Origin of the sequence: Leclercia sp. S52 (assembly GCF_039727615.1) — a bacterium.
Lineage (GTDB): Bacteria > Pseudomonadota > Gammaproteobacteria > Enterobacterales > Enterobacteriaceae > Enterobacter > Enterobacter adecarboxylatus_B.
The window spans coordinates 3947124-3973493 of the sequence record NZ_CP152474.1 but is presented as its reverse complement, the minus strand read 5'-3'; the positions used below and the strand labels follow the sequence as shown (position 1 = coordinate 3973493).

Here is a 26370-nt window from a genome sequence, read left to right as displayed (position 1 = left end):
GTTCCTTCAGATAAAAAAATACCCCACCGCATAACGGTAGGGTATTGATAACCTAAGATAATTAGCGCATTGCGCGTTTCAGGATGCGTTCAGCCTGACGCTGGAAGTCAGCGGCAGTCTCTTCCACGGTTTTCTGACCATAGTCGATGTACTGCAGGGAGGTGCCGAACTGAGCCACGATCTGCGGGTCGTCAAAGTATGGCGAGACGGAGAGTTTGGCTGGCAGAGACTGCGCCAGACGCAGGCCCGCAACCGCCGGATCGTTCTCTTTGATGGTGCCGTCTTCGGTCAGGTATTTCACCGCCACTTTGCTCAACGGTACGCCACGCTCCAGACCCAGGGTCTCAACGCCTTCTTTGCTGTTCAGCAGGAAGTTGATCACTTTCGCTGCGGCTTCCGGGTTCTTGGTAGATTTACCGATGGAGAGCATCTGGGCCGGTTTAAAGAACAGACCGGCATCGGTTGCACCCGGCAGCATTGGGTAGCTGCCCAGCTCCAGCTTCGCAGGTGGCTTCAGGTTGTCGGAGTATTTCTTGATGGTGGAGTTCCACATGTAGGTCCCGCCCCATTCACCCTCGATCCACGGCTTCATCTCATACATGTTGCTCTTACCGAAGGACGCGTAGTACTTGGTGTCCGGCATCACGTGGCTGTCGATCAGCTTTTTATAGGTCTGGAAGAACTCAACCCACTGCTCTTTGCTGTAAGAGAATTTCTTCGCCTGTTCGTCCACCGCCGGGATGTTGTACTTCTGGATCATGTAAGAGTTAAGCAGCGCCAGAGTATCCTGGTGCTCCAGCACCACCGGGTAGTACTGTTTGCCCAGTTTGCTCTCGAAGGCTTTACCCGCCGCCATCAGCTCATCCCAGGTTTTCGGGTATTCAACGCCCGCTTTTTTCCATGCTTCATCGTTGAAGTAGAAGACGCGCGCGGTCACGGAGATCGGGATCCCGTTCAGCTTGCCGTTCACCGTGGTGGACTGCAGCTCTTTCGGATCGAACTGAGACAGGTCGATCACGTCCTTCATTTTGTTCAGGTCGTAGAAGCCGTCGCCGGTTTTGGAGAAGATCGGCAGCCAGTTCCAGTTGGTCTGCATCACGTCCGGCTCGGTGCCGCCCGCGATTTGCGTGGTCAGACGCGAGAGGTGACCATCCCAGCCGGTGTACTCCGACTTAACGTTAATATCCGGGTTCTGTTTGTGAAACTCTTCCAGAGCTTTCAACGTCACCTGGTGACGGCCATTGCCGCCCCACCAGGACATACGCAGATCGGTGCTGTCCGCAGCAAAAGTGGGTAGGGCACTCATTCCAAAGGTAGCGGAGATAACGGCGCTTAAAAGCACTTTTTTCATTTTTATAACTCCATTAAAGAGAGATGTTCTGTTCAGTTTTTGCGTCAAAAATATGACACTTATTCATATCAAACTTAAAGTACACCTTACGGTGAAGGCCTTTGTTAATCATTGGCTTAGCTTCATCGGAAGGAATTCGGGCAGTCAGTTCATACTCGCCAACTTTCAGGTACACGAAGAATTCATGTCCCATGTTTTCCGCGCGAACCATCTCGCCGCTGCAGCTGCCCTGGGCAAAGGGCTCATCGGAGATCGAGACAAAGTCCGGGCGAATACCGTAGAAAATGTCCTGATCGACGTAGCTGGCGACTTTCTCTTTCAGCTCAGGGCTTAACGGCATGGTCTGGTTGCCGATGGTCAGGGAGAGCTGGCCGTCCTGCTGTACCAGCTTGCTGGCGCGGATGTTCATCTCCGGCGAGCCGATAAAGCCGGCCACGAACATGTTTTTCGGTTTGTGGTACAGGTTGTCCGGGGTATCTACCTGCATGATGTGGCCGAGCTTCATCACGCAGATGCGGTCGCCCATGGTCATCGCTTCGGTCTGATCGTGCGTCACATAGACGGTGGTCGCCGGTTTGCCGGAGGCCTTCAGCTGCTTGTGCAGGTCCGAAATACGGATACGCATCGAGGCACGCAGTTTGGCGTCGAGGTTAGAGAGCGGTTCGTCGAACAGGAACACGTCCGGCTTTTTCACAATCGCACGGCCTACGGCCACACGCTGGGCCTGACCGCCGGAGAGCTGGCGCGGCAGGCGGTCCAGCAGCTCATCCAGCTCGAGGATTTTGGCCGCTTCATTAACCTGGGCCTCAATCTGTGCTTTTGGCAGCTTGCTCAGCTTCAGGCCAAAGGCCAGGTTTTCACGCACGGTCATGTGCGGATAGAGCGCATAGTTCTGGAACACCATCGCAATCCCGCGCTCTTTTGGCGCGAGGTTGTTGACGATCTTGTCGCCGATGCGCACTTCGCCGCCGCTGATGGTCTCCAGACCGGCCAGCATACGCAGGGTGGTGGACTTGGCGCAGCCGGATGGGCCGACGATCACCATGAATTCACCTTCAGCGATTTTCAGGTCGATAGCATGTACCGCTTTGAAGCCGTTGGAGTAAACCTTTTCCAGTTTGTTGAAAATAACTTCAGCCATGATATTTCCCTCTTAACCTTTAATTCCGCTGCTGGTTACGCCCTGTACGAAGTAGCGCTGTGCCAGGAAGAAGACAATGATGGATGGCAGAATGGAGATGCTCGCCATTGCCAGAATTTCGTTCCACGGCGCACCTTCGGTGACGTCGATGGACATTTTCAGAGCCAGTGCAATCGGGTATTTATCCACGCTGTAGACGTAAATCAGCGGCCCGATAAAGTCGTTCATTGACCACATGAACTGGAACAGTGCCACGGAGATAATGGCCGGCTTCAGGATCGGCACGACCACGTACCACAGCACCTGAATGGAGTTACAGCCGTCAATCTGCGCCGCCTCTTCCATGTCACGCGGTACGCCGCGCAGGAACTGAATCAGCATGAAGACGAAGAACCCCTGGGTGGCGAAGGCCAGCGGCAGGTACAGTGGCATGTAGCTGTTCAGCATGCCCATTTCACGGAACATCAGGTACTGAGGGATCAGCAGCACGGTGCTTGGCAGCAACATGGTGGTGATAAGCGTCGCGAACCAGAACTTCTTCCACGGGATCTCGAAGCGGGCAAAGCCGTACGCCACGATGGTGGAGGAGATAATGGTCAGGATCACTTTCGGGATCACATACTTGAAGGTGTTCAGCATGTAATGACCGAAGTTGTACTCGGTACCGGTTTTCCAGCCGTTGATGAAGCCGTCCCAGGTCGCGTGGGCTGGCCACAGGCTCAGGGTGGTGAAGATCTCGTGGTTCGGTTTGAACGACGCCGAGAACATCCACACCAGCGGATAGAGCATCAGCAGGCCAACAAACAGCAGGATCACATAGCGAATGCTGGCGCTAATTTTTTCACGACGCAGCGTCCGCGCCACTTCACGTTCTGCGATGCTTCTCGCCGTGGAGAGTTGTTGAATATCAGCCATTTTTGCCTCCCTTATCGGCGGAGTAGAACACCCAGTATTTCGAAGACTTAAAGGCGATAGCGGCGAAGACCGCAACGACCAGGAACAGGACCCAGGCCAGTGCCGCGCCGTAACCCATGTCAAAGTACTTGAATGCGGTGTCGTAGATGTACAGTGAGAACAGGTAGGTGGAGTAGGTTGGTCCACCGCCGGTAATAACATACGGACCGGTAAATTCCTGGAACGCCTGAGTGGTCTGCATGATGAAGTTAAAGAAGATCACCGGCGTAATCAGCGGCACGGTCACTTTCATGAACATCTGCCACTTGGATGCGCCATCGATCATCGCCGCTTCATACTGCGACTGCGGGACGTTCTGCAGGGCGGCGAGGAAGATCACCATCGCGGATCCGAACTGCCACACGCGCAGCAGGGTCACGGACATCAGCGCCAGAGAGGGTTCGCCAAGCCAGTTCACCGCGTCAAAACCAAACACGCCGATAAAGCTGTTGAGCAGGCCGTCAATCGCAAACAGGGCGCGCCACAGAACGGCAATGGCCACCGAGCTGCCGAGGATCGACGGAATATAATAAGCGGTACGGAAGAAGCCGATGCCGCGCAGTTTAAAGTTCAGAACAAACGCAATACCGAGCGCAAAGGCCAGCTTCAGTGGGATGGTTAAAAAGACATAGGCAAAGGTCACGCCCATGGATTTCCAGAAGAGGGTATCTTCCGTAAACATGTAGCGATAGTTTTCTATGCCGTTAAATACCGGCGGGCTCATCAAATCGTACTCAGTAAAACTGAGGAAGAAAGATGAAACAAAGGGGAAGGCGGTGAAAAGTATCAACCCAATTATGTAGGGTGATATCCACGCCAGCCCCAACATCTTGTTTTCATTCATACATACCTACCTGGTAATTAATGGTTTAAAACGGAATCTGTACGGGTGCTGCTGGCCGCTGTTTCAATTTTTTAAAACTTATGAACCACCGTTTTCAATTTGTAAAACGACGTTTTAATTTATTTTATTGTGATTTAAATCCACGTCATTCGATAAATAGTGGAAATGTGATCGCGGTCGAAACAGCGTTTCAATAAGGTGAGATGGATGGCATTTTTATCGACTTGCGCGGAAAGGCGATGAGAAAAAACCAGCTAAACAGCGGACTTTGCTCACATATTCTGGGAATTTTCGTCGGCAGAGACAAACTACTAATATTTGTAGCAAAAATGTAACATGGGAATTAAGGTAGCGAGGAAATAATTAACTTGTTGAAGGATTATTTTGCTCAGATAAAGCGCGTTGCGCTTAAGCAGAAAAAAGGCGATGCCGGAGCATCGCCTTGTTGTTTATTTCAGGAAGTCTTCACGAACCGGGGTAAAGGTATCCAGCAGGGTGCCCGGCTTCAGGCAAACGCAGCCGTGCATAATGTGCGGCTGCTTATAAAGCGTATCCCCGGCGGTAACGATATGCTTCTCCTCACCGATGGTGAATTCAAATTCGCCGGATAATACGTAGGTCAGCTGCTCGTGCGGGTGGTTATGCATCGGGCCAACGGCACCCTCTTCAAAATTGACCTCTACTGCCATCATTTTGCCGTCGTGCGCCAGAATACGGCGGGTAACGCCGTTGCCCAGATCGTCAAGTTGGGTCTCTTTGTGGAAAATAAACATGCTCATGTCCTGTTATATAGTGAAACATCGTTTCATTTAATTTATCCCAGTACCGGTTAAAAGGAAATGTGGAACCAGAGAACTGGAAACTCGATCACAAGTTTGCTTCACTGGATAAAACCGGAAAGGAGAGCACCATGAAAACGATTGGCCTGTTAGGGGGAATGAGCTGGGAATCCACCATTCCGTATTATCGTCTGATTAACGAGGGGGGTGAAGCAGCGCCTGGGGGGGATTGCACTCGGCCAGCCTGCTGCTGCACAGCGTCGATTTTCATGAGATAGAAGCCTGCCAGTCCAGCGGCGACTGGGAGAAGGCCGGGGAGATCCTCGCCGATGCGGCGCTGGGATTGCAGGGGGCAGGGGCGGAGGCCATTCTGCTCTGCACCAACACCATGCACAAAGTCGCCGCGCAGATTGAATCGCGCTGCTCCCTGCCGTTCCTGCATATCGCCGATGCCACCGGGCGCGCTATCACCGCTGCGGGCATGAACCGCGTGGCGCTGCTCGGTACCCGTTACACCATGGAGCAGGATTTCTACCGCGGGCGGCTGACGGCGCAATACGGCATTGAGAGCCTGATCCCGGACGAGGCGGATCGGGCCCGCATCAATCAGATCATCTTTGAAGAGCTGTGCCTCGGCACCTTTAGCGAGGCCTCACGCCAGTACTACCTGAGCGTGATCCAGACCCTCGCCGATCGAGGCGCGCAGGGGGTGATCTTTGGCTGCACCGAGATTGGCCTGCTGATCCCGACGGATGAAAGCCCGATCCCGGTGTTTGATACCGCCGCGATCCACGCTGCCGATGCGGTAGAGTTTATGCTTTCGTAGCGTGCGAGGATAAAAGCCGCGCCAGTGGATCGATGATGGTGCCCAGCCCCTGCTGCAGATGGGCGCTAAAGGTATCCACCAGCGCCGAGGCCGGGCGGTGCAGCGGCTTAATCAGGCTCACCGTAAAGGGCACCGAAACAGTGAAGCGGCGGATCGCAATTCCGCTGTCGGCATAATCCAGCGCCGTCAGCGGATTCACCACCGAAATCCCCACCCCCGCCCGCACCATGGCGCAGATCGACGCGGCGCTGTGGGTCTCCACCACCATCCGTCGTTTCACCTGATGCTCGGCAAAAAGCGTATCCAGCAGCTGCCGGTAACTGTCGGTGCGCGACAGGCTGATGTAGTTCTCGCCCTGAAAATCCGCCGGGGTCAGCACCGCTTTTTCAGCAAGCCGATGTCCGGCGGGCAGGACGCACACCTCATCTAATGACAGCAGCTCGTGACGGGCAGTACCCGCCGGCGTGGCGAGGGTTTCGGTCAGGCCGAGATCGTGGCGCTGGGCCGAGAGCCACTCCTCCAGCAGGGGCGACTCCTGCGGGACGATGGTCAGGTTCACGTCCGGATAGCGGGCAAGAAACGGCTGCAGCAGGGCGGGCAAAAACGACTGGGAGAAGACCGGCAGGCAGACGATGGACAGCTCGCCCTGTCGAAACTCGCGCAGGCTGTCGGCAGCGCTGACGATGCGGTCCAGCCCGTACCAGGATCGCTGCACCTCCTCGAACAACCGCAGCCCCTGCACCGTGGGGTGCAGCCGCCCGCGCGTGCGCTCGAACAGCGTCAGGCCGATCACCTTCTCGAAGCGCGCCAGCTCGCGGCTCACCGTCGGCTGGGAGGTGTGCAGCAGGCGCGCGGCTTCTGTCAGGTTTCCGGCGGTCATCACCGCGTGGAAAATTTCAATATGGCGCAGGTTTACAGCGGGCATGGGAGGCGACCTGGTTAAACATAATCCATATCATTTTTGCATAGACTGGCGATAAAACGATATTTTTTATTCTCTTCGGGCTGTGGCGTAATCATAAAAAATTGCATCCCCGGAGAACGCCATGCCACGCCCGCTGAACAACACCGATACCGACCTGAACGCCGACAATTTGCTGCGCCTGCCTGCGGAGTTTGGCTGCCCGGTCTGGGTCTATGACGCCCAGATTATTCGCGACAAAATCGCCGCCCTGCATCAGTTCGACGTGGTGCGTTTTGCCCAGAAAGCCTGCTCCAACATCCATATTCTGCGCCTGATGCGCGAGCAGGGCGTTAAGGTCGACTCCGTGTCGCTGGGTGAGATCGAGCGCGCGCTGGCGGCGGGTTACGATCCAAAGGCCGACCGCGACTCCATCGTCTTTACCGCCGATCTGATCGACAGCGCCACCCTGGCCCGGGTGCATGAGCTGCAGATCCCGGTCAACGCCGGTTCGGTGGATATGCTGGAGCAGCTGGGTCAGGTGTCGCCGGGCCATCGCGTCTGGCTGCGCGTTAACCCGGGCTTTGGTCACGGCCACAGCCAGAAGACCAACACCGGCGGCGAAAACAGCAAACACGGCATCTGGTACAGCGATCTGCCTGCGGCCCTGGATGTCCTGCAGCGCTATAACCTGAAGCTGGTGGGCATTCATATGCACATCGGTTCGGGCGTGGACTACGGTCACCTTGAGCAGGTGTGCGGCGCGATGGTGCGCCAGGTGATCGAATTCGGTCAGGATCTGGAGGCGATCTCCGCGGGTGGTGGCTTATCGATCCCGTATCGTGAAGGCGAAGAGGCGATCGACACCGATCACTATTACGGCCTGTGGAACGGCGCGCGTGACAAAATTGCCGCTCATCTGGGCCATCCGGTGAAGCTGGAGATCGAGCCGGGGCGTTTCCTGGTGGCAGAATCCGGCGTGCTGGTGGCGCAGGTGCGCAGCGTGAAGGCAATGGGCAGCCGTCACTTCGTGCTGATCGACGCGGGCTTTAACGATCTGATGCGTCCGTCCATGTACGGCAGCTATCACCACATTACCGCCCTCGCGGCCGACGGCCGGGATTTAACCCAGGCCCCGGTGGTGGAGACGGTGGTGGCCGGGCCGCTGTGTGAATCCGGGGATGTCTTCACCCAGCAGGAGGGCGGGAAAGTGGAAACCCGCGCGCTGCCGCAGGTGGTACCGGGGGATTATCTGGTGCTGCACGATACCGGCGCGTACGGCGCGTCCATGTCCTCGAACTACAACAGCCGCCCGCTGCTGCCGGAAGTGCTGTTTGATCGCGGCGCGGCGCGGCTGATCCGCCGTCGCCAGACCATTCAGGAACTGCTCGCGCTCGAACTGTTCTGATCGAACCAGGGTCCCGTCGCCACCGAATCGCGTAACACCAGCGTGCCGGTAAAGGGCGGGATCGCTTCGATCGGCTCGTTTTTTACCAGCCGGATTGCCTGATCGATGGCGGTGGTGATCATGTTGTCGATCGGCAGATAGACCGTAGACAGCGCCGGCTCCAGCCACTTCGCGCAGGGCGCGTCATCAAAGCCGAACAGCGACACATCCTGCGGAATGCGCAGCCCGGCCTGGTGCAGCGCCTTCGAGGCTCCCAGCGCCATATCGTCGTTACAGGCAAACAGGGCACTGAACGGCACCTTGTCGTGCAGCAACGCCTGGCATAGCTCATATCCGCGGGTCATCCCCGAATCGCCATACTTCACCCGGCTCTCATCCCAGGGGATGCCGTGCTTTTCCAGCGCCTTGCGGTAGCCGGTCAGGCGCGCCTTGCCGGTGGGGGTATGGATCGGCACCGTCATGCAGGCGATCTCCCGGTGCCCCTGGCTTATCAAATACTCTACGGCGCTGAAGGCCGCCGCCTGCTGTTCGAAGAACACGCAGCGCTCCCGGGCCTGGCTGACGTCGCGGTTGATCGCGATAAGCGGCATCTTCACGCTGTTGATGAGCTTCATGATCGCTTTTTCGCTCATGTAGCGGGTGTAGAGCACGATGGCATCGCACTGGCGATCGGCCAGCATCTGCACCGCTTCTTCCTCCCGCTCCGGGGTATCGTGACCGTCGGTGACAATCAGCTGTTTTCCGTGCGTTTCGGTCTGACGGGAGGCCTGCTGCAGCAGCCGACCAAAGTAAAAACCGTCGAAGGTCGAGACCACCAGACCAATGCTGTTGCTGGTCCGGTTCGCCAGCGAGCGCGCCAGAAAATTGGGGCGATAGCCCAGCTCTTCCATCGCGTTAAACACCTGCTGACGGGTACTCTCTTTGACCTGACCTGTGCCGTTCAGTACGCGCGACACCGTGGCTTTCGACACGCCCGCGCGCAGTGAGACATCCAGCATTGTTGCCATTTGCTCTTCCTGCTTCCACGTTATGCACGCAAGTTTATCACAGACGTTCAGGGGCATAAGCCGGGCGGGAGAGGCAAAACCCCCCATCAGGATCACGCTTTCTGGCAACAGGTGGTGGGTGAGGTAAAAGTGGCATACCAAAGTGGTTATAAATCACACTCTGGGATACCTCTTGCCGCGTTGAGAGCTTAATCACAGAACAAATCGTGACTGGAAGCTATTTTTGGTATGCCAATAGAAGACGGCTGTACACCTTATCCCAATAAAGGCCCTTTTACTGAGGTATTACCCCATGGCATTACAGGAAAAACTGATCAACTCTCTGGGCAGTTTCGCCACAAAGTTCAACAGTTATCGCTATATCATGGCGATAAAGTCCGCCTTCATCACCTTAATGCCGGTCATCATCGTGGGCGCATTCTCGGTGCTGATCTCCAACATGGTGTTGGATCCGAAAAACGGCTTAGCCAGCTTTCAGTCGCTCTCGTTTCTCGCCACGCTGAAGCCGATCACCAGCGCCCTGAACTACGCCACGCTGAACTTCCTCAATATCGGGGCCGTGTTCCTGATCGGCATCGAGCTGGGGCGTATCAACGGCATTAAGTCCCTGTTCCCGGGCCTGCTGGCGGTGATCTGCTTTATCTGCGTCACGCCAACGACCGTTGAGATGATGGTCGACGGCGAAATGCACATGGTGAAAGATGTGCTCCTGCGCCAGTTCTCCGATACACGCAGCCTGTTCCTTGGCATGTTTATCGCCATCCTGTCGGTAGAGATCTACTGCTGGCTGGAGGGCCGTCCGGGGCTGAAAATCCGGATGCCGGACACCGTGCCGCCAAACGTGTCGGCCTCATTCTCGGCGCTGATCCCGGCGATCATTACCACCACCCTCATCGCCACCTTCGGCTTTGTGTTCCATCAGGTCACCGGCATGTACCTCTACGATGCGGTGTATCAGGTGGTGCAACAGCCGCTGGAGCGGGTGGTGCAGAGCCTGCCGGGGATCCTGCTGCTAATGTTCGTCGCCCAGCTGTTCTGGGTGATCGGCATCCACGGTAACCAGATGATCAAGCCGATCCGCGAGCCGCTGCTGCTGGGGGCGATCACCGTCAACATGAGCGCCTTTGAGCAGGGGAAAGAGATCCCGAACATCATCACTATGCCGTTCTGGGATGTGTACATGAGCATCGGCGGCTCGGGCCTGACCATCGGCCTGCTGATCGCGGTGATGATCGGCACCAAACGCAAAGAGATGAAGGAGATCGCCAAGCTCTCCATCGGCCCGGGGATCTTTAACATCAACGAGCCGGTAATCTTCGGTATGCCAATCATGCTCAACCCGATTCTGGCGATCCCGTTCATCATCACCCCATTAGTCACCGGCTCCATCGGCTACTTCGCTACCGTCACCGGGTTTGCCGGCAAAGCCGTGGTGATGGTGCCCTGGACCACGCCGCCGCTGATCAACGCCTGGCTCTCTACCGCCGGCTCGATGGGCGCAGTGGTCACCCAGTTTGTCTGCATCATTACGGCCGTTCTTATCTATCTGCCGTTTGTGAAGATCGCTTCACGCCGTGCCGAGCAGGCCGCGATGCAGGCCGCTAACCAGGAGGCGACGAATAACGCATGAGCATTAAACAGATGACTATCCCCGAGGATTTTATTCTCGGGGCCGCGGCCTCCGCCTGGCAGACCGAAGGCTGGAGCGGCAAGAAAGCGGGGCAGGATTCGTGGATCGACCTCTGGTACAAAAACGATCGCCAGGTGTGGCATAACGGCTACGGTCCGGCGATCGCCACCGATTTCATCAACCGTTTCCGCGAAGACGTGGCGCTGATGAAGCAGGCCGGGCTGACCCACTACCGCACCTCTATCAACTGGTCGCGTTTTCTCACCGACTATGAAAACGCCACCGTCGATGAGGAGTACGCCGCGTATTACGACGCCCTGTTTGCCGAGATGCACCGTCAGGGCATTGAGCCGATGATCTGCCTTGAGCACTACGAGCTGCCGGGCACCTTGCTGGAAACCTACGGCGGCTGGGCGTCGAAGCATGTGGTGGAGCTGTTCGTCCGCTATGCCGAGAAAGTCTTTGCCCGCTACCATCACGTGGTGAAGCGCTGGTTTAGCTTCAACGAGCCGATTGTGGTCCAGACCCGGGTTTACCTCGACGCGCTGCGCTGGCCCTATGAACAGAACACCAGCACCTGGATGCAGTGGAATCACCACAAAGTGTTGGCGACGGCGAAGGTGGTGAAGCTATTCCGCGAGAAGAGCTACAGCGGCAGCGTGGGCTGCATTCTCAACCCGGAAGTGACGTATCCCCGCTCACGCGCCGCCCACGATGTGAAGGCCGCGGAGATCTACGACCTGTTCTACAACCGGGTGTTTCTCGATCCGCTGGTGCACGGGCACTACCCGCAGGAACTGTTCACCCTGCTGGAGAAACATCAGGTGCCGTGGGATTACAGCCCCGAAGAGCTGGCGCTGATTGCTGACAACACCGTCGACGAGCTGGGCATCAACCTCTATTACCCGCACCGGGTGAAGGCCCCGTCCCGGGCCTGGCACCCCGAGACGCCGTTCCATCCGGCGTACTACTACGAGCCGTTTGAACTGCCGGGGCGGCGGATGAACCCCTCCCGCGGCTGGGAGATCGCCCCGCGCATCATTTACGACATGGCGATGCGCATCAAAAACGACTACCGCAACATCGACTGGTTCGTGGCCGAAAGCGGGATGGGGGTTGAAAACGAAGGCCAGTACCGTAACCGCGATGGCATTATCGAGGACAACTACCGCATCAACTTTATCAGCGAGCATCTCTATTACACCCTGCTGGCGCGGGAGGAGGGGGCAAACTGCCACGGCTATATGCTGTGGGCTTTCACCGACAACGTCTCGCCGATGAACGCCTTTAAGAACCGCTACGGGCTGATTGAGATCGATCTGGCGGATAACCGCGCCCGACGCCCTAAAAAATCGGCCAGCTGGTTCCGGCAACTGCGCGATGAGCGCGTCCTGACCCTGACCCTCGATGACGAATGGAAGTAGGCGCAGATCGCGACGCTTCTGGTAACATAGTGCGCAAAATGGCCCGCATTAACTCAGAGTACAGGTGATAACGTGGATAAGGCTGTCGTCCCGGCGGAAAAGAAGCAGTACCAGGAGATTGGCGAGGATTTACGCGCCCAGATCATCCAGGGGCACTATCCCGTGGGCTCGCGTCTGCCGCCGGAGCGCAATATTGCGGAAACCTACGGCGTCAGCCGCACCATCGTGCGGGAAGCGCTGCTGATGCTGGAGCTGCAGGGTACCGTGGATATCCGTCAGGGCTCCGGCGTCTACGTGATGCGCATTCCCGAAGAGCATGAGAACGAGGAAGAGCGTCTGTTGAAAAGCGACGTTGGTCCGTTTGAGATTTTGCAGGCACGCCAGCTGCTTGAAAGCAACATCGCCGCTTTTGCCGCCAAAATGGCGACCCGGGCGGACATCGACAACCTGCGCCGCATCATCGAGCAGGAGCAGCGGGCGATTGCCGCCAACGACAACAGCCAGGACAACAGCAAGATGTTCCATCTGGTGCTGGCGGGGGCCACCCAGAATCAGATGCTGCTGGCGACTGTCGAAAGCGTCTGGCACAACATGGACAGCAGCCCGCTGTGGCAGCAATTTAATGCCCATATTGCCAGCCGGGCGTATCGTCTGAAGTGGCTGGGCGACAGGCAGACCATCCTCGCCGCCCTGCGCCGCCGCGACGTGATGGGTGCCTGGCAGGCGATGTTCCAGCATCTCGAGAATGTGAAAAAGAGCCTGCTGGAGCTCTCCGACGAAGATGCTCCGGACTTTGACGGCTATCTGTTTGAGTCGGTGCCCATTTTTCAGGGGAAGCTGGTGTGATTATTCAACCGCTGTACGCCGCCCCGCAGCATGCGGAGCAGGTGATCGACTGGCTGTGGCAGGCCTTTGGTGACGGCCTGCCGCGCGACTTTTTTGCCAGCGTCGTGAATCACAGCCAAACCCCGGGCGCGCTGCCGCTGACCTTTATTGCCACCGAGGGCGAACAGCTACTCGGCACGGTGGGGCTGTGGCGCTGCGACCTGATCGCCCGCCAGGATCTTTATCCCTGGCTGGCGGCGCTGTACGTGGATGAAGCCGCGCGCGGACAGGGGCTGGCGGGGAAATTACAGCAGCACGTACAGAAATATGCCGCAGAGCGCGGGTATCGCGAGCTGCATCTCTGGTCCGCCTGCCGTGATTTCTATGAAGGCTACGGCTGGCACTACATCGGTGACGGTCTGGAGTACCCGGACAAAACCGTGCACCTCTATCGCTATTCGCTGGCAGACTCTGCCGGTGGCGTGACCGAGTGACGGCGCACCAGCGTCGGGCTGAACACATGGGTGATCTCCGGCGGCTGACGTTTATCCGCCAGGGATAGCGCCAGCTCCGCCGCCTGGGTCGCCATGGTGACGATCGGGTAGCGCACCGTGGTCAGCCGCGGCCGGACATAGCGGGAGATCAGAATGTCATCGAAGCCGATCAGCGAAATATCCCCCGGCACGTCAATCCCGTTATCGTTCAGCACTCCCATTGCCCCGGCGGCCATTGAGTCGTTGTAACAGGCGATCGCCGTAAAGTTACGCCCCCGTCCCAGCAGCTCCGTCATCGCCTGCTCGCCGCCGCGCTCATCGGGTTCACCGTAAGTGACCAGACGATCGTTGCAGGGCAGGTCGTTCTCGCGCAGCGCATCGTAGTAGCCCTGCAGCCGATCTTCGGCGTCAGAAATGGCGTGATTTGAGCAGAGATAGCCGATGCGGGTATGCCCCTGCTGGATCAGGTGGCGGGTGGCAAGCCATGCGCCGTAGCGATCGTCCAGCGCCACGCAGCGTTGTTCATAGCCAGGGATAATGCGGTTCACAATCACCATGCCGGGGATCTGCTTCATCAGATGCACTAACTCGTCATCCGACAGCTTTTTGGCATGCACCACCAGCGCCGCGCAGCGGTGGCGGATCAGCTGCTCAATCGCCTGCCGCTCTTTTTGTTCGTTGTGGTAGCCATTGCCAATCAGCAGAAAGTTGCCGGTATGGTAGGCGACCTGCTCGACGGCTTTCACCATCGCGCCGAAAAAGGGATCCGACACATCGCCCACTACCAGCCCGACGGTGTCGGTGGACTGCTGAGCCAGCGCCCGGGCGTTGGCGTTGGGGTGATAGTTGAGCGACTCCATGGCCGTCAGAACCGCCTGGCGGGAGGTTTCGCTGGCTTTGGGGGAGTTGTTGATAACGCGTGAAACCGTGGCAACAGAAACACCCGCCATTCGGGCCACATCCTTAATTGTCGCCATTCTCTACCTTCTTATTGGGGTAAGCGTTTACACACTAAATAGTGTTGCGGAAAAGTCAGGCGTATTCAAGCGCAGGGCGGTGAGGCAATTCACAAACATGAGACACAGCGGTTGAAATCGTGTAATCGTTACACAGCGAAGCGTGACAGACGCGGGTGAATTTGAATCTTTGGTTACACTTTGCCTCAGGCTGTTGCGATTGTCCGCTGGCGAGGATTTGGTCGCCGTTGCTACATTTGAGATCCCAGAGGTATTGATAGGTGAAGTTAACCCGCGGTTAACTGCCACGCTTTACACCAGCCTGCGTTCTTACGCAGGTTTTTTTTGCTTGTTGTTCAATATGTAACAGCCGCCGATAAAATTCACACCTGGTTGCACTTCGGCTCATTCGCTTGCTTTTTTACGCTGGTGAAGTTGATGGCCTGGATCCACAATCAAGATCCCAGAGGTATTGATTGGTGAGAATTCTTAGTACGTACTGCGTACTCATCTCTTGCACCAGCCTGCGCAGATGCGCAGGTTTTTTTTTGTCTTTATCCGGCTGTCGCTCCTGCTGCACTTCTCGTGTAATCTGCCACAATTTACCATAACCCGGCTAATTGAAAGGCAAAGGGAGTTGAAATGCTATTTGGGTTCTTCCGCACGCTGTTCCGTATTCTTTTTCGCGTCCGTCTGACAGGCGATACACAGGCATTGCACGCCGATCGCGTTCTTATTACCCCCAACCACGTCTCCTTTATTGATGGCATTCTGCTGGCGCTGTTTTTACCTGTGCGTCCGGTGTTTGCGGTCTATACCTCCGTCAGCAAGCAGTGGTACATGCGCTGGCTGACGAAGCTGATCGATTTTGTCCCGCTCGACCCGACCAAACCGATGATGATCAAACATCTGGTGCGGCTGATTGAGCAGGGGCGTCCGGTGGTGATCTTCCCGGAAGGGCGCATCTCCATCACCGGCTCGCTGATGAAAATCTATGACGGCGCGGGCTTTGTGGCGGCGAAATCCGGTGCCACCGTGGTGCCGGTGCGTATTGAAGGTGCCGAGCTGACCTTTTTCAGCCGCCTGAAAGGGCTGGTGAAACAGCGCCTGTTCCCGCGCATCACCCTGCATCTGCTGCCGCCGACCTCCCTGCCGATGCCCGACGCGCCGCGCGCCCGCGATCGACGTAAAATCGCCGGTGAGATGCTGCATCAGGTGATGATGGAAGCCCGGATGGCGGTTCGCCCGCGTGAGACCCTGTACGAGTCGCTGCTGACGGCGATGTACCGCTATGGCGCAAAGAAAAACTGCATCGACGACATTAACTTTGCCCCTGACAGCTATCACAAGCTGCTGACCAAGACCCTGTTTGTGGGGCGCATCCTGGAAAAATACAGTAAGCAGGGCGAAAAGATCGGCCTGATGCTGCCCAACGCCGGGATCAGCGCCGCGGTGATCTTTGGTGCCGTCTCCCGCGGGCGCATCCCGGCGATGCTGAACTACACCGCAGGGGTGAAGGGGCTCGGCAGCGCCATCACTGCCGCGCAGATCAACACCGTGTTCACCTCACGCACTTTCCTCGATAAAGGCAAACTCTGGCATCTGCCGGAGCAGCTCACCCAGGTGCGCTGGGTCTTCCTCGAAGATCTGAAAGCGGAAGTGACCACCGGCGACAAGCTGTGGATTTTTGCACACCTGCTGGTGCCGCACCTGGCGCAGGTCAAACAGCAGCCGGAAGATGCCGCCGTGATCCTCTTTACCTCCGGTTCGGAGGGGAACCCGAAAGGGGTGGTTCACAGCCATAAAAGCCTGCTGGCCAACGTCGAGCAGATCAAAACCATCGCCGACTTCACCGCGAAAGATCGCTTTATGTCGGCGCTGCCGCTGTTCCACTCCTTTGGCCTGACGGTGGGGCTGTTCACGCCGCTGCTGACCGGTGCCGAGGTGTTCCTCTACCCGAGCCCGCTGCATTATCGCATCGTGCCCGAGCTGACCTATGACCGTAACTGTACGGTGATCTTCGGCACCTCGACCTTCCTCGGCAACTACGCCCGTTTCGCCAATCCGTATGATTTCCACCGCGTGCGTTATGTGGTGGCCGGGGCGGAGAAGCTGCAGGAGAGCACCCGCCAGCTGTGGCAGGACAAGTTTGGCCTGCGCATTCTGGAAGGCTACGGCGTGACCGAGTGCGCGCCGGTGGTCTCCATTAACGTGCCGATGGCGGCGAAACCCGGCACCGTCGGGCGCATCTTGCCGGGGATGGACGCGCGTCTGCTCGCCGTTCCGGGCATTGAAGAGGGCGGGCGCCTGCAGCTGAAAGGGCCGAACGTGATGAATGGCTACCTTCGGGTGGAAAACCCGGGCGTACTGGAAGCGCCAACGGCGGAAAACGTTAACGGCGAGGTGGAGACCGGCTGGTACGACACCGGTGACATTGTGCGCTTTGACGAGCAGGGCTACGTGCAGATCCAGGGCCGGGCGAAACGCTTTGCCAAAATCGCCGGGGAAATGGTGTCCCTGGAGATGGTGGAACAGCTGGCGCTGACCGTATCGGCCGACAAAATGCACGCCACCGCGGTGAAAGCCGATGCCAGCAAAGGTGAGGCGCTGGTGCTCTTTACCACCGACAGCGAGCTGAAGCGCGAGCAGTTGCTCCAGCATGCGCGTGAACACGGCATCCCGGAGCTGGCCGTGCCGCGCGATATTCGTTATCTGAAGCAGCTCCCGGTGCTGGGCAGCGGCAAACCGGATTTCGTTACTCTCAAAGGCATGGTTGACCAGGCGGAGCCGCATAATGAGTGAGTCAGTACCCACTAACACCTCCATCTGGTCGAAGGGGATGATGGCGGTTACCGCCGCGCAGTTCCTCTCTGCCTTTGGCGATAACGCGCTGCTTTTTGCCACCCTGGCGCTGCTCAAATCCCAGTTTTACCCGGACTGGAGCCAGCCGATCCTGCAGATGGTGTTTGTGGGCGCTTACATCATTTTCGCCCCCTTTGTTGGTCAGGTGGCAGACAGCTTCGCCAAAGGTCGGGTGATGATGTTCGCCAACAGCCTCAAACTGCTGGGCGCCGCCAGCATCTGCTTTGGCGTGAATCCTTTTATTGGCTATACGCTGGTGGGGATCGGGGCAGCTGCCTACTCCCCGGCCAAGTACGGCATCCTCGGTGAACTTACGACCGGCGATAAGCTGGTTAAAGCCAACGGGCTGATGGAGGCCTCGACCATTGCGGCGATCCTGCTGGGCTCGATGGCAGGCGGCGTGCTGGCGGACTGGCACGTGCTGGCGGCGCTGGGGATCTGCGCGGTGATGTATGCCGGGGCAGTGATCGCCAACCTGTTTATCCCGAAACTGCCGGCGGCCCGTCCGGGTCAATCCTGGCGCTTTACCCCGATGACTGCCAGCTTCTTTAACGCCTGCCGCGTGCTGTGGCGAAACGGCGAAACCCGCTTCTCGCTGCTGGGAACCAGCATGTTCTGGGGCGCGGGGGTGACGCTGCGCTTCCTGCTGGTGCTGTGGGTGCCGACGGCGCTGGGCATTACCGATAACGCCACGCCAACCTACCTTAACGCCATGGTGGCGGTGGGGATTGTGCTTGGCGCAGGTGCGGCGGCGAAGCTGGTGACGCTGCAAACCGTCGCGCGCTGCATGCCCGCCGGGATCCTGATTGGCGTGGTGGTACTGCTCTTCGCGCTGCAGCATGCGCTGTTACCGGCCTATGCGCTGCTGTTCCTGATGGGGATCTGCGGTGGCTTCTTCGTGGTGCCGCTGAATGCGCTGCTGCAGGAGCGCGGGAAGCAGACCGTTGGGGCAGGCAATGCGATTGCGGTGCAAAACCTCGGCGAAAACGCCGCTATGCTGCTGATGCTCGGGATTTACTCGCTGGCGGTGAAGGTGGGTGTGCCGGTGGTGGGCATTGGCGTTGGCTTTGGTGGCCTGTTTGCGCTGGCGATTGCGGCGCTGTGGGTGTGGCAGCGTCGGCGGTGATAGGGTTTCGGGTGGCGGAACACTCTGCCCTAGACTTTGTAGGCCCGGCAAGCGAAGCGCCGCCGGGCAATCAGGCGGATGTGCGGCCTGATGCCCTCACCCCGGCCCTCTCCCACGGGGAGAGGGAGCAAACACAAAAAAGGCAACTTACGTTGCCTTTTTGCTTTTATTACGGTGCCGGGTAGGTATACACCTGATGCACCGCTTCAATCTCCGCTAAAACCTCTTCACTCAACTCCAGCTGGAAGCTTTCGATATTAGTTTTCAGCTGCTCCAGGGTGGTTGCGCCCAGCAGGGTGCTGGCAACAAACGGCTGACGACGCACAAAGGCCAGTGCCATCTGTGCCGGATCGAGCCCGTGACGTCGGGCGATATCCACATAGGCCGCTACCGCTTTCTGCGTCTGCTCGCCGCTGTAACGGGTAAAGCGGCTGAACAGCGTATTACGTGCCCCCGCCGGTTTTGCACCGTTGAGATACTTCCCGGTCAGCGTGCCGAAGCCGAGGCAGGAGTATGCCAGCAACTCAACGCCTTCATACTGGCTCACCTCCGCCAGACCCACTTCATAGCTGCGATTCAGCAGGCTGTAGGGGTTCTGGATGGTGACGATGCGCGGCAGGTCGTGCTTATCCGCCAGATGCAGATAGCGCATCACGCCGAAGGCCGTTTCGTTAGAGACGCCGATGTAGCGGATTTTCCCCGCGCGCTGGCACTCGGTTAAGGCTTCCAGAGTTTCCAGCAGCGTGACGACCGGTGCGCTGTCGCTCCAGCTGTAGCCGAGCTTGCCGAAGCAGTTGGTCGGGCGCTGAGGCCAGTGAACCTGATAAAGGTCGAGGTAATCGGTCTGCAAACGCGTCAGGCTGGCGTCCAGCGCCGCGCGGATATTCTTACGATCGAGGATCTGATTCGGGCGAATGCCGCTGTCATTATTGCGCGACGGGCCGCTGACCTTGGAGGCAACAACCAGCTTCTCGCGGTTACCGCGTTTTGCCAGCCAGTTGCCGACGTAGGTTTCGGTTAAACCCTGGGTTTCCGGACGTGGCGGAACCGGGTACATTTCAGCGACGTCAATCAGGTTAATACCCTGGCTGACGGCGTAATCGAGTTGTGCATGGGCATCGGCTTCGCTATTTTGTTCACCAAATGTCATCGTGCCCAACCCCAGTTGGCTTATCTCAAGAGCGCTATGGGGGATACGGTGATAATGCATAGCCGGCTTCCTTAGTAGACATGTTAAACGCGTCAGGAAACTCCCGACAAGGGACTATAAACATGACAGAAGGGAAGCAAAACGGGAAGAGAAAATCAAAAGGCCAGCAAGCTGCTGACCTTCAATACTATCTTTCGATAATCTGCGAAACGTCGTCGCGGTTAATCTGCATATTATTACCCTGCTGATCGCGGTAGCTGACCAGACCGGTATCATCGTCGACTTCGGGTTTGCCGTCGGTCAGGATCATGCGACCATCTTTCGTCGCCATGACGTAATCGCTGCTACAACCTGAAACGGCAAACGCTAAACCAACAGCCGAGATTATCACTGCCCATTTTTTCATTCTTATTACCTCCACCTGGCTCGTATCACATCTTATTGTAGTAATAACCCGGGCAATGGTTTTCACAAAGCGGTGAAATCTGAAAAAACAGGCAAATATGTGATAAACGGCATAATTCTGGCCAAAAAATCAGGTATTCAGCAGAAAGTGACGTGCTAACAGTGCACCCGTGAAGTTCTTTTTCAAATAGAAGCCGCGGGGCAGGGTGAGGATCGGTTCGCCGCGTGCGCCGATGGCCTCGGTGAGAGCTTTGCTGTTTGCCGCTTTGGGCCGCAGCTGGAGCACTTCGCCGTGACGGGCGGTGATACGCTCAACCTGACCCAGCACGATCATGTCCATCAGCTCTTCCCAGTCCAGCCGTAGCTGACGATCTTCTTCTTCATTTGGGCTCCAGATCAAAGGCGCACCGACGCGCCGTGCCGCCAGCGGGATCGCGCGATCTCCTTCCACCGGGATCCACAGCACGCGCTTTAGCTTATGCCGCACGTGGCTGCTCTCCCAGGTGATCCCGGTATTGCCAGTTAACGGTGCCACGCAGACAAAGGTGGTCTCCAGCGGGCGGCCCAGACTGTCGATCGGGATAGTCTTCAGCTCAACCCCCAGCGCGGCAAAATCCTGTTCAGGTTTGCTGCCTGCGCTGGCTCCCAGCCACAGCTCCAGCAGAACGCCCGTCCATCCCTTATCACGCTTAAGATCGGGCGGAATGGGCAAACCGGCCAGGGCAGCGAGTTCTCCCAGCGAGTATCCCGCCAGGCGTTGCGCTTGCTGTAGTAATGCCGCTTCCGTTGCGGGGGGAGAGGACAGGGGGACGAGGGGAAGCATGAATGTTGCCTTCTGGTTAAAAAGTGAACAGCAATTTTCCACTGCACGCAGTGAGTTTATCTTTTTCTTTTTGCTGATGCCAGGTCGATGATTTATCAACGTTTTTATCACCTGAAATTCCGTTTCGCTAAAGGGGATATCCCGGTTGTTCAAATCTGGTCACTGACAATAAACAGGATCTTACACCCTGTTATCCACAGAAAAATGGGATAACTGGGAATAACCCCCACTACTGTTTCCATTTACAGCCTTGACGTGGGACGAAAATCGAAAAATCAGACAAAATGTGCCTAACTTATTGGCACAATCTGTGGATAAAACCGACGTTGTTCGATCTTTCATCAGCGCGAAGATCTTAAAGGTGACCTGTATCACATAACGCTGTGTAATTCAGGTAATTCACAATTTAACTCTATGAATTATAGTGATTTGTAAAAATGACTTATCTCTGTAATATTCAGAGTGATCTGGGTTGTCCATCGGTAATTCCACACTTCTTCACAACTCTATCCACAGAAAAAGTGAATAAAATTGCCTTTCAGACCGGTCATCTGTTTATAACTCCGCTGATAATTGTGAGTTATTCAAATGTTATTAGGCGCCAGGCCAGAAAGAGAGTGGTTTACCGTCTCACTGGAGTGTGAAACAATCATTTATATATAAGGTTTAGTTTGGGGTAGTCCGGTGATTGATGACGATGGCTACCGCCCGAATGTAGGTATCGTAATTTGTAATCGCCAGGGTCAGGTTATGTGGGCCCGGCGATATGGTCAGCACTCCTGGCAATTTCCCCAAGGGGGGATCAATCCTGGAGAGTCCGCAGAGCAAGCGATGTATCGGGAGCTGTTCGAAGAAGTTGGCTTAAGCCGCAAGGATGTTCGCATTCTGGCTTCGACCCGCAACTGGTTGCGTTACAAGTTACCGAAGCGTTTGGTGCGTTGGGACACAAAGCCGGTATGTATCGGCCAGAAACAGAAATGGTTTCTTCTGCAATTGGTGAGCAGCGATGCGGATATCAATATGCAAACCAGCAGCACGCCCGAATTTGATGGCTGGCGCTGGGTCAGCTACTGGTATCCCGTTCGTCAGGTCGTGTCGTTTAAGCGCGACGTTTACCGTAGGGTGATGAAAGAGTTTGCAAGTGCTGTGATGATGCTTCAGGAGACCCCTCCTAAGCCGCAGAGCGCACCTGCCTGGCGACGTAAAAGAGGTTAAGCTACGCACATTATGCTCACCCGCCTGCGCGAAATAGTCGAGAAGGTGGCCAGTGCCCCACGGCTCAACGAGGCGCTGGATATTCTGGTCACGGATATCTGCCTTGCGATGGAAACCGAGGTATGTTCGGTCTATCTGGCCGACCACGACCGCAGGTGTTACTACCTTATGGCCACGCGCGGATTAAAAAAACCGCGTGGTCGTACCGTTGCGCTGGCATTTGATGAAGGCGTAGTGGGTCTGGTCGGGCGACTGGCAGAACCCATCAACCTTGCCGATGCGCAGAAACACCCCAGCTTTAAATACATCCCCTCCGTAAAAGAGGAGCGCTTCCGCGCCTTCCTCGGCGTACCCATTATCCAGCGTCGTCAGCTCCTTGGCGTGCTGGTGGTACAGCAGCGTGAGCTGCGCCAGTACGATGAAAGCGAAGAGTCGTTCCTCGTTACGCTGGCCACGCAAATGGCGGCTATCCTCTCACAGTCTCAGCTGGCGGCGCTGTTTGGTCAGTACCGGCAGACGCGCATTCGCGCCTTACCGGCCTCGCCGGGCGTCGCGATTGCAGAAGGCTGGATGGACGCCACGCTGCCGTTAATGGAGCAGGTTTACGAAGCCTCAACGCTGGACACTGCCCTTGAGCGCGAACGTCTCACCGGCGCGCTGGAAGAGGCCGCCAACGAGTTTCGCCGCTACAGCAAGCGTTTTGCCGCCGGGGCACAGAAAGAGACGGCGGCGATCTTCGATCTTTATTCCCACCTGCTGTCCGATGCGCGACTGCGCCGGGAGCTGTTTGACGAAGTCGACAACGGTTCTGTCGCAGAGTGGGCGGTCAAAAAGATCGTCGAAAAATTCGCCGAGCAGTTCGCCGCCTTAACCGACGGCTATCTGAAAGAGCGTGCCGGGGATCTGCGCACCTTAGGCCAGCGCCTGCTGTTCCATCTTGATGACACCATTCAGGGTGCCAATACCTGGCCGCCGCGCTTTGTGCTGGTGGCGGATGAACTCTCCGCTACCACCCTCGCGGAACTGCCGCAGGACCGCCTTGCCGGGATCGTAGTGCGTGATGGTGCCGCCAACTCCCACGCCGCCATTATGGTGCGCGCGCTGGGGATCCCGACGGTGATGGGCGCGGATATTCAGCCTTCGGCGCTGCACCGACGCACGCTGGTGGTCGACGGCTATCGCGGCGAGCTGCTGGTCGATCCTGAGCCGGTGCTGCTGCAGGAATATCAAAAGCTTATCAGCGAAGAGAACGAGCTTAGCCGTCTCGCCGAAGATGATGTTAATCAACCTGCCGCGCTGAAAAGCGGTGAGCGAATCAAAGTGATGCTCAATGCCGGGTTAAGCCCGGAGCACGAAGAGAAGCTCGGCAGCCGCATTGATGGCATCGGTCTCTATCGCACAGAAATCCCGTTTATGCTGCAAAGCGGCTTCCCCTCTGAGGAGGAGCAGGTCGCGCAGTATCAGGGCATGCTGCAGATGTTCAACGACAAACCGGTGACCTTGCGCACCCTCGACGTTGGCGCGGATAAGCAACTGCCGTATATGCCGATCAGCGAAGAGAACCCCTGCCTGGGCTGGCGTGGGATCCGCATTACCCTCGATCAGCCGGAGATCTTCCTGATCCAGGTGCGCGCCATGCTGCGCGCCAATGCCGCGACCGGCAACCTCAGCATTTTGCTGCCGATGGTCACCAGCATTGACGAGATCGATGAAGCCCGTCGTCTGATCGAACGCGCCGGACGGGAAGTCGAAGAGATGATCGGCTACGAAATCCCTAAACCGCGCATTGGGGTGATGCTCGAAGTTCCCTCGATGGTCTTTATGCTGCCGCAGCTGGCGAGCCGCGTCGATTTCATTTCGGTGGGCACCAACGATCTGACTCAGTACATGCTGGCGGTGGATCGCAACAATACACGGGTGGCGAGCCTCTACGACAGCCTGCATCCCGCGATGCTGCGTGCGCTGGCGATGATTGCCCGCGAGGCACAAGAGCAGGGGCTCGATCTGCGTTTGTGCGGCGAGATGGCTGGTGACTCAATGTGTGTGGCGATCCTGATTGGCCTCGGCTTCCGTCATTTATCCATGAACGGGCGCTCCGTCGCCCGCGTGAAGTATCTCCTGCGCCATATCGACTTCGAAGATGCACAGCTGCTGGCGAAACGCAGCCTTGAAGCACAGCTGGCAACGGAAGTGCGTCATCAGGTAGCGGCCTTTATGGAGCGTCGCGGCATGGGTGGCCTGATCCGCGGCGGGCGTTAAGCATCAGATATCCCTTCCCCCCGGGGAGGGATACAAACTGCGCGAAGTCTCTATACACATCTTTTACATCTCGGGCGCAACCTCCACGCTTGCTTGTGCTATGATTCGCAACTTTGGAGCGCAGGGTAATCCTTTGCGCGCATCTCTGCCGCTGTCCACTTTCAGCGGAATAACAACATCTTGTGGTGACAGATGAACAGTGGCTATCTGCATTTTCCGGAGTTTGATCCGGTCATTTTCTCAGTAGGACCCGTTGCGCTTCACTGGTACGGTCTGATGTATCTGGTCGGTTTCGTCTTTGCCATGTGGCTGGCTGGCCGTCGTGCCAAACGCCCTGGCAGCGGCTGGACCAAAGACGAAGTGGAAAACCTGCTGTATGCCGGTTTCCTCGGCGTTTTCCTCGGTGGACGTATCGGCTATGTGCTGTTCTATAACTTCCCGGTCTTCCTGGCCGATCCGCTCTACCTGTTCCGCGTCTGGGATGGCGGCATGTCCTTCCACGGTGGCCTGATCGGCGTCATCCTGGTAATGGTCATCTTCGCCAAACGTACCAAACGCAGCTTCTTCCAGGTGGCTGACTTCATTGCCCCATTGATCCCGTTTGGGCTGGGCGCAGGTCGTCTCGGTAACTTCATTAACGGCGAGCTGTGGGGCCGCGTCGATCCGAGCGTCTCCTTTACCATGCTGTTCCCGCAGTCGCGTGCCGAAGATATCGCGCTGCTGCCGTCGCATCCGGAGTGGCAGTCGATTTTCGACACCTACGGCGTGCTGCCGCGCCATATGTCCCAGCTGTATGAAATGGCGCTGGAAGGCGTGGTGCTGTTTATCATTCTGAACCTGTTCATCCGTAAACCGCGTCCGACGGGCTCCGTATCGGGCCTGTTCCTGATCGGTTATGGCGCGTTCCGCATCATCGTTGAGTTCTTCCGTCAGCCAGATGCGCAGTTTACCGGGACGTGGGTCCAGTACATCAGCATGGGGCAGATCCTCTCCATTCCGATGATTGTCGCAGGTATCGCGATGATGGTCTGGGCGTACCGCCGTCCACAGCAACAGGTCTCCTGAGGAATCATGAAACAGTATCTTGAACTGATGCAAAAAGTGCTCGATGAGGGCACGCCAAAGAACGATCGCACCGGCACCGGTACGATCTCCATTTTTGGCCACCAGATGCGCTTCAACCTGCAGGAAGGCTTTCCGCTGGTGACGACCAAGCGCTGCCATTTACGCTCAATCATTCATGAACTGCTCTGGTTCCTGCAGGGCGACACCAATATCGCTTATCTGCGTGAAAACAACGTCTCTATCTGGGACGAATGGGCGGATGAAAACGGCGATCTGGGCCCGGTCTACGGCAAGCAGTGGCGCGCCTGGCCAACGCCGGATGGTCGCCATATTGACCAGATCACCACCGTGGTGAACCAGCTGAAAAACGATCCAGACTCGCGCCGTATCATCGTGTCGGCCTGGAACGTGGGCGAACTGGACAAGATGGCGCTGGCCCCGTGCCACGCGTTTTTCCAGTTCTACGTGGCGGATGGCAAGCTCTCCTGCCAGCTCTACCAGCGCTCCTGCGACGTGTTCCTCGGTCTGCCGTTCAACATCGCCAGCTATGCGCTGCTGGTGCATATGATGGCCCAGCAGTGTGACCTGGAAGTGGGTGATTTTGTCTGGACCGGTGGGGATACTCACCTGTACAGCAACCATATGGAGCAGACCCACCTGCAGCTGACCCGTGAGCCGCGTGCGCTGCCGAAGCTGGTGATCAAACGTAAACCGGACTCCATTTTCGACTATCGCTTCGAAGATTTCGAAATTGAAGGTTACGACCCGCATCCGGGAATCAAAGCCCCTGTAGCCATCTGATGCTGCAATCCTGACATAACCGGCGCCCTTCGCGCCGGTTTTTTTATGCCTGCATGATAGTTTTGCGAGCCTGCGTCCGCGCAGATTGCAACGCGCTGTAATTCCTCAAAAAGTGCTGAAACCG

Annotated in this window: 22 protein-coding genes and 1 pseudogene; 12 read left to right on the top strand and 11 right to left on the bottom strand. The window is 57.2% G+C overall.

Annotated features, from left to right (window positions below):
- Positions 1-61 precede the first annotated feature (61 nt).
- The 5 genes from AAHB66_RS18930 to AAHB66_RS18910 form a co-directional block, all read right to left on the bottom strand.
- A complete protein-coding gene (locus AAHB66_RS18930; RefSeq protein ID WP_347114068.1) occupies positions 62-1351 on the bottom strand; it encodes an ABC transporter substrate-binding protein in 1290 nt (429 codons plus the stop codon).
- Between the two features lie 13 nt (positions 1352-1364).
- Complete coding sequence (locus AAHB66_RS18925) at positions 1365-2492, bottom strand: ABC transporter ATP-binding protein (protein ID WP_347114067.1); 1128 nt, start codon at positions 2490-2492, stop codon at positions 1365-1367.
- Positions 2493-2504: 12 nt separating this feature from the next.
- Positions 2505-3407: a carbohydrate ABC transporter permease gene (locus AAHB66_RS18920; protein WP_032613800.1), complete on the bottom strand. Its 903-nt coding sequence runs from the start codon at positions 3405-3407 to the stop codon at positions 2505-2507.
- Positions 3400-4290 carry a sugar ABC transporter permease gene (locus AAHB66_RS18915; protein WP_032613798.1) on the bottom strand — a complete coding sequence of 297 codons (891 nt, stop codon included), beginning with the start codon at positions 4288-4290 and terminating at the stop codon, positions 3400-3402. The genes AAHB66_RS18920 and AAHB66_RS18915 overlap by 8 nt, the downstream gene beginning before the upstream one ends.
- 449 nt (positions 4291-4739) lie before the next feature.
- Positions 4740-5063, bottom strand: a complete 324-nt coding sequence (locus AAHB66_RS18910; protein WP_347114066.1) for a cupin domain-containing protein — start codon at positions 5061-5063, stop codon at positions 4740-4742.
- 137 nt (positions 5064-5200) lie between these two features.
- On the opposite strand from AAHB66_RS18910, the pseudogene AAHB66_RS18905 reads away from it, so the two are divergent.
- Positions 5201-5895: pseudogene (locus AAHB66_RS18905) on the top strand (aspartate/glutamate racemase).
- Here the strand turns inward: AAHB66_RS18905 and AAHB66_RS18900 are convergent.
- The gene (locus AAHB66_RS18900) at positions 5882-6820 is read right to left on the bottom strand and encodes a LysR family transcriptional regulator (protein ID WP_347114065.1); all 939 of its coding nucleotides are present in this window, start codon (positions 6818-6820) and stop codon (positions 5882-5884) included. The pseudogene AAHB66_RS18905 and the gene AAHB66_RS18900 sit on opposite strands and share 14 nt — an antisense overlap.
- A 121-nt stretch (positions 6821-6941) precedes the next feature.
- Here AAHB66_RS18900 and lysA point away from each other — a divergent pair, with 121 nt between their 5' ends.
- Positions 6942-8204 (top strand): diaminopimelate decarboxylase, encoded by a 1263-nt coding sequence (gene lysA / locus AAHB66_RS18895; protein ID WP_347114064.1) that lies wholly within the window; start codon positions 6942-6944, stop codon positions 8202-8204.
- On the opposite strand, the gene AAHB66_RS18890 is transcribed toward lysA, so the two are convergent.
- The gene (locus AAHB66_RS18890; protein ID WP_347114063.1) at positions 8174-9211 is read right to left on the bottom strand and encodes a LacI family DNA-binding transcriptional regulator; all 1038 of its coding nucleotides are present in this window, start codon (positions 9209-9211) and stop codon (positions 8174-8176) included. The genes lysA and AAHB66_RS18890 overlap by 31 nt on opposite strands.
- Positions 9212-9503: 292 nt before the next feature.
- Between AAHB66_RS18890 and AAHB66_RS18885 the strand changes: the two genes are divergently transcribed.
- The 4 genes from AAHB66_RS18885 (at position 9504) to AAHB66_RS18870 (ending at position 13584) form a co-directional block, all read left to right on the top strand.
- Positions 9504-10841 carry a PTS transporter subunit EIIC gene (locus tag AAHB66_RS18885; protein ID WP_347114061.1) on the top strand — a complete coding sequence of 446 codons (1338 nt, stop codon included), beginning with the start codon at positions 9504-9506 and terminating at the stop codon, positions 10839-10841.
- Positions 10838-12265, top strand: a complete 1428-nt coding sequence (locus tag AAHB66_RS18880) for a glycoside hydrolase family 1 protein (protein WP_347114060.1) — start codon at positions 10838-10840, stop codon at positions 12263-12265. The genes AAHB66_RS18885 and AAHB66_RS18880 overlap by 4 nt, the downstream gene beginning before the upstream one ends.
- Before the next feature lie 72 nt (positions 12266-12337).
- A complete protein-coding gene (locus tag AAHB66_RS18875) occupies positions 12338-13111 on the top strand; it encodes a GntR family transcriptional regulator (RefSeq protein ID WP_333853751.1) in 774 nt (257 codons plus the stop codon).
- Positions 13108-13584: a GNAT family N-acetyltransferase gene (locus AAHB66_RS18870; protein WP_347114059.1), complete on the top strand. Its 477-nt coding sequence runs from the start codon at positions 13108-13110 to the stop codon at positions 13582-13584. The genes AAHB66_RS18875 and AAHB66_RS18870 overlap by 4 nt, the downstream gene beginning before the upstream one ends.
- Here AAHB66_RS18870 and galR read toward each other — a convergent pair.
- Positions 13545-14561, bottom strand: coding sequence for an HTH-type transcriptional regulator GalR (gene galR / locus AAHB66_RS18865; protein WP_347114058.1), 1017 nt, complete (start codon positions 14559-14561; stop codon positions 13545-13547). The genes AAHB66_RS18870 and galR overlap by 40 nt on opposite strands.
- A 621-nt stretch (positions 14562-15182) precedes the next feature.
- Here galR and aas point away from each other — a divergent pair.
- Both aas and lplT read left to right on the top strand, forming a co-directional pair.
- Positions 15183-17342, top strand: coding sequence for a bifunctional acyl-ACP--phospholipid O-acyltransferase/long-chain-fatty-acid--ACP ligase (gene aas / locus AAHB66_RS18860; RefSeq protein WP_347114057.1), 2160 nt, complete (start codon positions 15183-15185; stop codon positions 17340-17342).
- Complete coding sequence (lplT, locus tag AAHB66_RS18855; protein ID WP_347114056.1) at positions 17335-18528, top strand: lysophospholipid transporter LplT; 1194 nt, start codon at positions 17335-17337, stop codon at positions 18526-18528. Before aas ends, lplT begins: the two co-directional genes overlap by 8 nt.
- A 169-nt stretch (positions 18529-18697) precedes the next feature.
- Here lplT and AAHB66_RS18850 read toward each other — a convergent pair whose 3' ends face one another.
- The 3 genes from AAHB66_RS18850 to mutH form a co-directional block, all read right to left on the bottom strand.
- Positions 18698-19738: an NADP(H)-dependent aldo-keto reductase gene (locus AAHB66_RS18850; protein WP_347114055.1), complete on the bottom strand. Its 1041-nt coding sequence runs from the start codon at positions 19736-19738 to the stop codon at positions 18698-18700.
- Positions 19739-19865: 127 nt separating this feature from the next.
- A complete protein-coding gene (ygdR, locus tag AAHB66_RS18845; RefSeq protein WP_032613767.1) occupies positions 19866-20084 on the bottom strand; it encodes a lipoprotein YgdR in 219 nt (72 codons plus the stop codon).
- 129 nt (positions 20085-20213) lie between these two features.
- The gene (mutH, locus tag AAHB66_RS18840; protein ID WP_347114054.1) at positions 20214-20906 is read right to left on the bottom strand and encodes a DNA mismatch repair endonuclease MutH; all 693 of its coding nucleotides are present in this window, start codon (positions 20904-20906) and stop codon (positions 20214-20216) included.
- 684 nt (positions 20907-21590) lie between these two features.
- Between mutH and rppH the strand changes: the two genes are divergently transcribed.
- The 4 genes from rppH (at position 21591) to thyA (ending at position 26246) form a co-directional block, all read left to right on the top strand.
- The gene (gene rppH, locus AAHB66_RS18835; protein WP_325932828.1) at positions 21591-22121 is read left to right on the top strand and encodes an RNA pyrophosphohydrolase; all 531 of its coding nucleotides are present in this window, start codon (positions 21591-21593) and stop codon (positions 22119-22121) included.
- 12 nt (positions 22122-22133) lie between these two features.
- Positions 22134-24380, top strand: coding sequence for a phosphoenolpyruvate--protein phosphotransferase (gene ptsP / locus AAHB66_RS18830; RefSeq protein WP_347114053.1), 2247 nt, complete (start codon positions 22134-22136; stop codon positions 24378-24380).
- Positions 24381-24572: 192 nt separating this feature from the next.
- Positions 24573-25445 (top strand): prolipoprotein diacylglyceryl transferase, encoded by an 873-nt coding sequence (gene lgt, locus AAHB66_RS18825; RefSeq protein ID WP_347114052.1) that lies wholly within the window; start codon positions 24573-24575, stop codon positions 25443-25445.
- Positions 25446-25451: 6 nt separating this feature from the next.
- Complete coding sequence (gene thyA, locus AAHB66_RS18820) at positions 25452-26246, top strand: thymidylate synthase (RefSeq protein WP_142486965.1); 795 nt, start codon at positions 25452-25454, stop codon at positions 26244-26246.
- Positions 26247-26370 lie beyond the last annotated feature (124 nt).

Coding starts and splice junctions, on each gene's coding strand:
- AAHB66_RS18930 (WP_347114068.1), bottom strand. CDS start 1,351: ATGAAAAAAGTGCTTTTAAGCGCCGTTATCTCCGCTACCTTTGGAATG.
- AAHB66_RS18925 (WP_347114067.1), bottom strand. CDS start 2,492: ATGGCTGAAGTTATTTTCAACAAACTGGAAAAGGTTTACTCCAACGGC.
- AAHB66_RS18920 (WP_032613800.1), bottom strand. CDS start 3,407: ATGGCTGATATTCAACAACTCTCCACGGCGAGAAGCATCGCAGAACGT.
- AAHB66_RS18915 (WP_032613798.1), bottom strand. CDS start 4,290: ATGAATGAAAACAAGATGTTGGGGCTGGCGTGGATATCACCCTACATA.
- AAHB66_RS18910 (WP_347114066.1), bottom strand. CDS start 5,063: ATGTTTATTTTCCACAAAGAGACCCAACTTGACGATCTGGGCAACGGC.
- AAHB66_RS18900 (WP_347114065.1), bottom strand. CDS start 6,820: ATGCCCGCTGTAAACCTGCGCCATATTGAAATTTTCCACGCGGTGATG.
- lysA (WP_347114064.1), top strand. CDS start 6,942: ATGCCACGCCCGCTGAACAACACCGATACCGACCTGAACGCCGACAAT.
- AAHB66_RS18890 (WP_347114063.1), bottom strand. CDS start 9,211: ATGGCAACAATGCTGGATGTCTCACTGCGCGCGGGCGTGTCGAAAGCC.
- AAHB66_RS18885 (WP_347114061.1), top strand. CDS start 9,504: ATGGCATTACAGGAAAAACTGATCAACTCTCTGGGCAGTTTCGCCACA.
- AAHB66_RS18880 (WP_347114060.1), top strand. CDS start 10,838: ATGAGCATTAAACAGATGACTATCCCCGAGGATTTTATTCTCGGGGCC.
- galR (WP_347114058.1), bottom strand. CDS start 14,561: ATGGCGACAATTAAGGATGTGGCCCGAATGGCGGGTGTTTCTGTTGCC.
- aas (WP_347114057.1), top strand. CDS start 15,183: ATGCTATTTGGGTTCTTCCGCACGCTGTTCCGTATTCTTTTTCGCGTC.
- lplT (WP_347114056.1), top strand. CDS start 17,335: ATGAGTGAGTCAGTACCCACTAACACCTCCATCTGGTCGAAGGGGATG.
- AAHB66_RS18850 (WP_347114055.1), bottom strand. CDS start 19,738: ATGCATTATCACCGTATCCCCCATAGCGCTCTTGAGATAAGCCAACTG.
- ygdR (WP_032613767.1), bottom strand. CDS start 20,084: ATGAAAAAATGGGCAGTGATAATCTCGGCTGTTGGTTTAGCGTTTGCC.
- mutH (WP_347114054.1), bottom strand. CDS start 20,906: ATGCTTCCCCTCGTCCCCCTGTCCTCTCCCCCCGCAACGGAAGCGGCA.
- ptsP (WP_347114053.1), top strand. CDS start 22,134: ATGCTCACCCGCCTGCGCGAAATAGTCGAGAAGGTGGCCAGTGCCCCA.
- lgt (WP_347114052.1), top strand. CDS start 24,573: ATGAACAGTGGCTATCTGCATTTTCCGGAGTTTGATCCGGTCATTTTC.
- thyA (WP_142486965.1), top strand. CDS start 25,452: ATGAAACAGTATCTTGAACTGATGCAAAAAGTGCTCGATGAGGGCACG.